The organism is Saccharomonospora iraqiensis subsp. iraqiensis (assembly GCF_000430445.1).
GTDB classification, from domain to species: Bacteria; Actinomycetota; Actinomycetes; order Mycobacteriales; family Pseudonocardiaceae; genus Saccharomonospora; species Saccharomonospora iraqiensis.
Map to the genome: position 1 here is coordinate 5736 of NZ_KE387109.1, position 4305 is coordinate 10040.

At 73.0% G+C, this 4305-nt stretch carries 5 protein-coding genes; 4 read left to right on the top strand and 1 reads right to left on the bottom strand.

The genetic code is table 11. The annotated features are described in order from the left end of the window. From purF to arfB, 3 genes are all read left to right on the top strand, one after another. Positions 1-1115, top strand: a 1115-nt coding sequence (purF, locus tag ACTIR_RS23740; protein WP_034240432.1) for an amidophosphoribosyltransferase, incomplete at its 5' end; no start/stop codon positions are given. A 32-nt stretch (positions 1116-1147) separates the two neighbouring features. After that, on the top strand, positions 1148-2218 hold the full coding sequence (gene purM, locus ACTIR_RS0115735) for a phosphoribosylformylglycinamidine cyclo-ligase (RefSeq protein ID WP_026454995.1): 1071 nt from the start codon (positions 1148-1150) through the stop codon (positions 2216-2218). A gap of 68 nt (positions 2219-2286) precedes the next feature. Then, positions 2287-2706: an alternative ribosome rescue aminoacyl-tRNA hydrolase ArfB gene (gene arfB, locus ACTIR_RS0115740; RefSeq protein WP_026454996.1), complete on the top strand. Its 420-nt coding sequence runs from the start codon at positions 2287-2289 to the stop codon at positions 2704-2706. A gap of 210 nt (positions 2707-2916) precedes the next feature. Here the strand turns inward: arfB and ACTIR_RS0115745 are convergent, their stop codons facing one another. Further along, positions 2917-3102, bottom strand: coding sequence for a DUF3073 domain-containing protein (locus ACTIR_RS0115745; RefSeq protein WP_007024340.1), 186 nt, complete (start codon positions 3100-3102; stop codon positions 2917-2919). 208 nt (positions 3103-3310) lie between these two features. Here ACTIR_RS0115745 and ACTIR_RS0115750 point away from each other — a divergent pair, with 208 nt between their 5' ends. Beyond that, positions 3311-4216, top strand: a complete 906-nt coding sequence (locus ACTIR_RS0115750; RefSeq protein WP_026454997.1) for a hypothetical protein — start codon at positions 3311-3313, stop codon at positions 4214-4216. The last annotated feature ends 89 nt before the right edge of the window (positions 4217-4305 follow it).

Below are 4305 nucleotides of genomic sequence, written 5' to 3' on the forward strand. Positions count from 1 at the left end.
CGGCGGACAAGGGCGTCGAGGCGGCCGCGCTCGACCTGCTGCCGACCGTGCGCGGGGCCTTCTGCCTGACCTTCTCCGACGAGAACACCCTCTACGCCGCCCGCGACCCGCACGGTGTGCGGCCGCTCGTGCTCGGCAGGCTGGAGCGCGGGTGGGTCGTGGCCAGCGAGACCGCGGCCCTGGACATCGTGGGCGCCTCGTTCGTCCGGGAGGTCGAACCCGGCGAGCTGATCGCCATCGACGCGGGCGGTCTGCGGTCGGAGCGGTTCGCCGTGCCGGAGCCGAAGGGGTGCGTGTTCGAGTACGTCTACCTCGCCCGGCCGGACACCTCGATCGCCGGGCGCAGCGTGCACGCCACCCGGGTGGACATCGGCCGCAGACTGGCCGAGGAGCACCCCGCCGACGCCGACCTGGTGATCCCCGTGCCCGAGTCCGGCACGCCCGCCGCCATCGGCTACGCCACCGCGTCGGGCATCCCGTACGGGTCCGGGCTGGTCAAGAACGGCTACGTGGGGCGCACCTTCATCGAGCCCTCGCAGACCATCCGGCAGCTCGGCATCCGGCTCAAACTGAACCCGCTGCGCGAGGTGATCCGGGGCAAGCGGCTGGTCGTGGTGGACGACTCGATCGTGCGCGGGAACACCCAGCGCGCCCTGGTGCGGATGCTGCGGGAGGCCGGAGCGCTGGAGGTGCACGTACGGATCGCCTCGCCCCCGGTGCGCTGGCCGTGCTTCTACGGGATCGACTTCGCCTCCCGGGCCGAGCTGGTCGCGAACGGGGCCGACGAGGACGGGATCCGGCGTGCGATCAGCGCGGACTCGCTCGGATACGTCTCCCTCGACGGCCTCGTCGCCGCCTCGGAACAGCCGTCCTCCCGGCTGTGCGCGGCGTGCTTCGACGGCGAGTACCCCATCCCGCTGCCCGAGGACGAACTGATCGGCAAGCACTTCCTGGAGAACCTCGGCGGCGGTGACCACACCGCCGCGCCGGCCCGCACCGGGTCGGTGACCAGGGGCGACACCCCCGCCGAGGGGCCGGACCCGGCGGGGGACGCGGGATCGGCCGCCGCCGCGCCCGGGGAGTACGGTGCCGAGGATGCCGTCGGGCGCCCCTAGCCCGTTTTCGAAGTGAGGATGGAGTTCGCCTCGTGACCGAGCCCACGAGCGCCACGTACGCCGCAGCCGGGGTCGACATCGACGCCGGTGACCAGGCCGTCGAGCTGCTCAAGCCGCACGCCGCCCGCGCGGGAAGGCCGGAGGTGGTCGGCGGGGTGGGTGGCTTCGCCGGCCTGTTCTCGCTGAAGGCCGGGCGCTGGCAGGAGCCGCTGCTCGCCTCGTCGACCGACGGCGTCGGCACCAAGATCGCCGTCGCGCAGGCGCTCGACAAGCACGACACCGTGGGGATCGACCTGGTGGCGATGGTGGTGGACGACCTGGTGGTCACCGGGGCGGAGCCGCTGTTCCTGCAGGACTACCTCGTGGTCGGCAAGGTGGTGCCGGAGAAGGTCGAGGCGATCGTCTCCGGGATCGCCGAAGGGTGTGTGCAGGCCGGGTGCGCCCTGCTCGGGGGTGAGACCGCCGAGCACCCCGGCATGATGGCCGAGGGTGACTACGACCTGTCGGCGACCGGTATCGGCGTGGTCGAGGCGTCCGAGGTGCTGGGGCCCGACCAGGTGCGCCCGGGGGACGTCGTCATCGGGATGGGGTCGACCGGCCTGCACTCCAACGGCTACTCCCTCGCCCGGCACGTGCTGCTGGACGTCGCGCGGATGCCGCTGGACGGGCACGTGGAGGAGTTCGGCCGTACCCTCGGGGAGCAGTTGCTCGAACCCACCCGCGTCTATGCCAGGGACTGCCTCGCGCTGTCGGCCGAGACCGACGTCCGTACCTTCGCGCACATCACCGGGGGCGGGCTGCAGGCGAATCTCGCGCGGGTGGTGCCTGCCGGGCTGGTGGCCCACCTCGAACGGCACACGTGGACGCCCGACCCGGTGTTCGCGGTGATCGCCCGGCGCGGCCGGGTGGAACGCGCCGAGATGGAGCGCACGTTCAACATGGGGGTGGGCATGGTCGCCGTCGTCTCCCCGGAGGACGTGGACCGGGCGCTGGCCGTGCTCACCGCCCGCCACGTGCCCGCCTGGGTGCTCGGCGACGTGCGCCGTGCCGAGGACGACAACGAGCCGCGGGTGTCGCTCACCGGGGACCATCCCCGGTTCTGAGCACCGCGGGACCGAGGGCGGTGACGACGGTGGCGACCGGACGGGAGAGAGCGACCGGGGCGGACGGGATCCGGGTGACGGGCGGACTGCTGATCCCGGAGTCCGAGTTGTCCGAGCGCTTCTCCCGCTCGTCCGGCCCCGGTGGGCAGGGCGTGAACACCACGGAGTCCCGCGTGGAGCTGTCCTTCGACGTGGCGCGGTCGCCGGTCGTGCCGGAGGACCTGCGGGACCGCCTGCTGGCACGGCTCGGCCACCGGCTGACCGACGGGGTGCTCACGATCGCGGCGAGCGAACACCGCGCGCAGCGACGGAACCGGCAGGCCGCGCGCAGGCGGCTGGCGGACGTGCTGCGGGAGGCCGCGGCCCCGCCGCCGCGGAAGCGTCGCCCGACGAAGCCGTCCCGGGGCGCCCGGGAGCGCCGTCTGGCGGAGAAGAAGCGTCGCTCGGAGATCAAGCGGACCAGATCGGACGGGATCGACCGGGAGTAGCCGCCGACCGCGTCTCCGGTGTGCGTACCGCGTCTCCGGTGTGCGTCATGCGGGTGAGGTCGGTGACCGGGCGGTGCCGGTGTGTGCGGACACGAACTCACCGGTCCGTGGCGCAGGCACCGGTCCGTGGCGGGACCGGGGACGGGACGTGGGACGCGAGGGTGGGCCCGGGCTGTGGGCGCCCGGGCCCACCCTCGCGCTCACGACCGTTCAGCGGCGGTAGTCGTCGTACCCGTCGTCGTACGGGTCCTCGTACCGGTCCTCGTCCTCGTGAGTGTCGTTCGACGAGTTGCTCGACAACTCACGTTGCAGTGCATCGAAGTCCGTGGGGGGAACGCTGTACTTGAGCTCCCGGGCCACTTTCGTCTGCTTGGCCTTAGCTCGGCCGCGCCCCATGGCTCGACCCCCTTGCACAGGGGCGGGGCGGCCGGGGGAAAACGGCGGCCCCGCGCGTCGTCTCGACTTACTTTCCTCGACACACCGTACCGTGCCGACGGGTGCTCATGCGACGTGGCACGGTGTGCGACGGCTGACAGTATCCCGTCGGCGGCGACGCGGACCAGCCGGTGCCCGTCCACCGGGGCTGACGTGTCACGATTCACGGGTGCTTCGTCCGTTCGCGGCCTATCTCCGGGTGTACGAACCGATCTCGGTGTTCGGTGACCCGCCGGACGCGCAGTTCGCGCGGGCGGTGGAGACCGCCGACATGACACCGGGTGACGCGATCGCCCGTGAGCAGTGGCTCTGGCTCCGGTCGCAGTTGTCGACCCCCACCCGGGTGCTGCCCGCCGAGACCTCCGACGGTCGCCCGGTGCCCGGGCTGACCGACATCCTCGTCCTCGACCCCGCCGAGGTTCCGGTCGGGGACTACGAGGTCGAGCTGGGCACCGAGCCGCTCGTGTGCCCGCTGGAGGTGCGGGCCCGGTCGGCGGCGGCCCTGACGGGCTTCCTCGACGACGCGCATCCCGCGCTCCGCGCGGCGGTGTTGGACGCGGGCGACGTCTCGGAGGAGGAGATGCGCGGGCACGCCGGCGCGGCGTTGCGGGAGCTGAGCGCTTCCACGATGCACGTGCTGTCCACGACCTGGACGGTGCCGTTGCCCTGGTTCACCCTCGTCGACCCGGACGAGCGGCGCATCGTGCTCGGATCCGGGCCGGAGGACCCGAGCCGGGAGGTGTCCTGGCGGGTGGCGATGAGCGAGGCACGGCAGCGCGTCGCCGAGGCCGAGGAGCTGGTCTCCGAGGTCCTCGGCGACGAGGGGCCCGCCCGCATCCTCGCCGAGACCCGGCGTTGGCTGGCCAACTTCCACCCGAACTCGGCCGTGGAGCTGGACTACGGCGGCCTGGTGCAGCTGATCGAGGACCCGGTGCTGGCCACCGACACCTCGGCCGACGAGGTGCACGCGATCCTGGACGCCCTGCGCCGGGACTCCGTCGAGGAGGTCACCGAGGCGTTCGAGAACCTGCGGGACTACTGGGGTGAGCTGGCCTCGCGGGAGCGCTTCAACTGACGGTTCCGCCCGGCGGCTGCGCCGCGGTGTCCCCGGGCGGCTGCGCCGCGGTGTCCCCGGGCGGCTGCGCCGCGGTGTCCGGAGCCAGG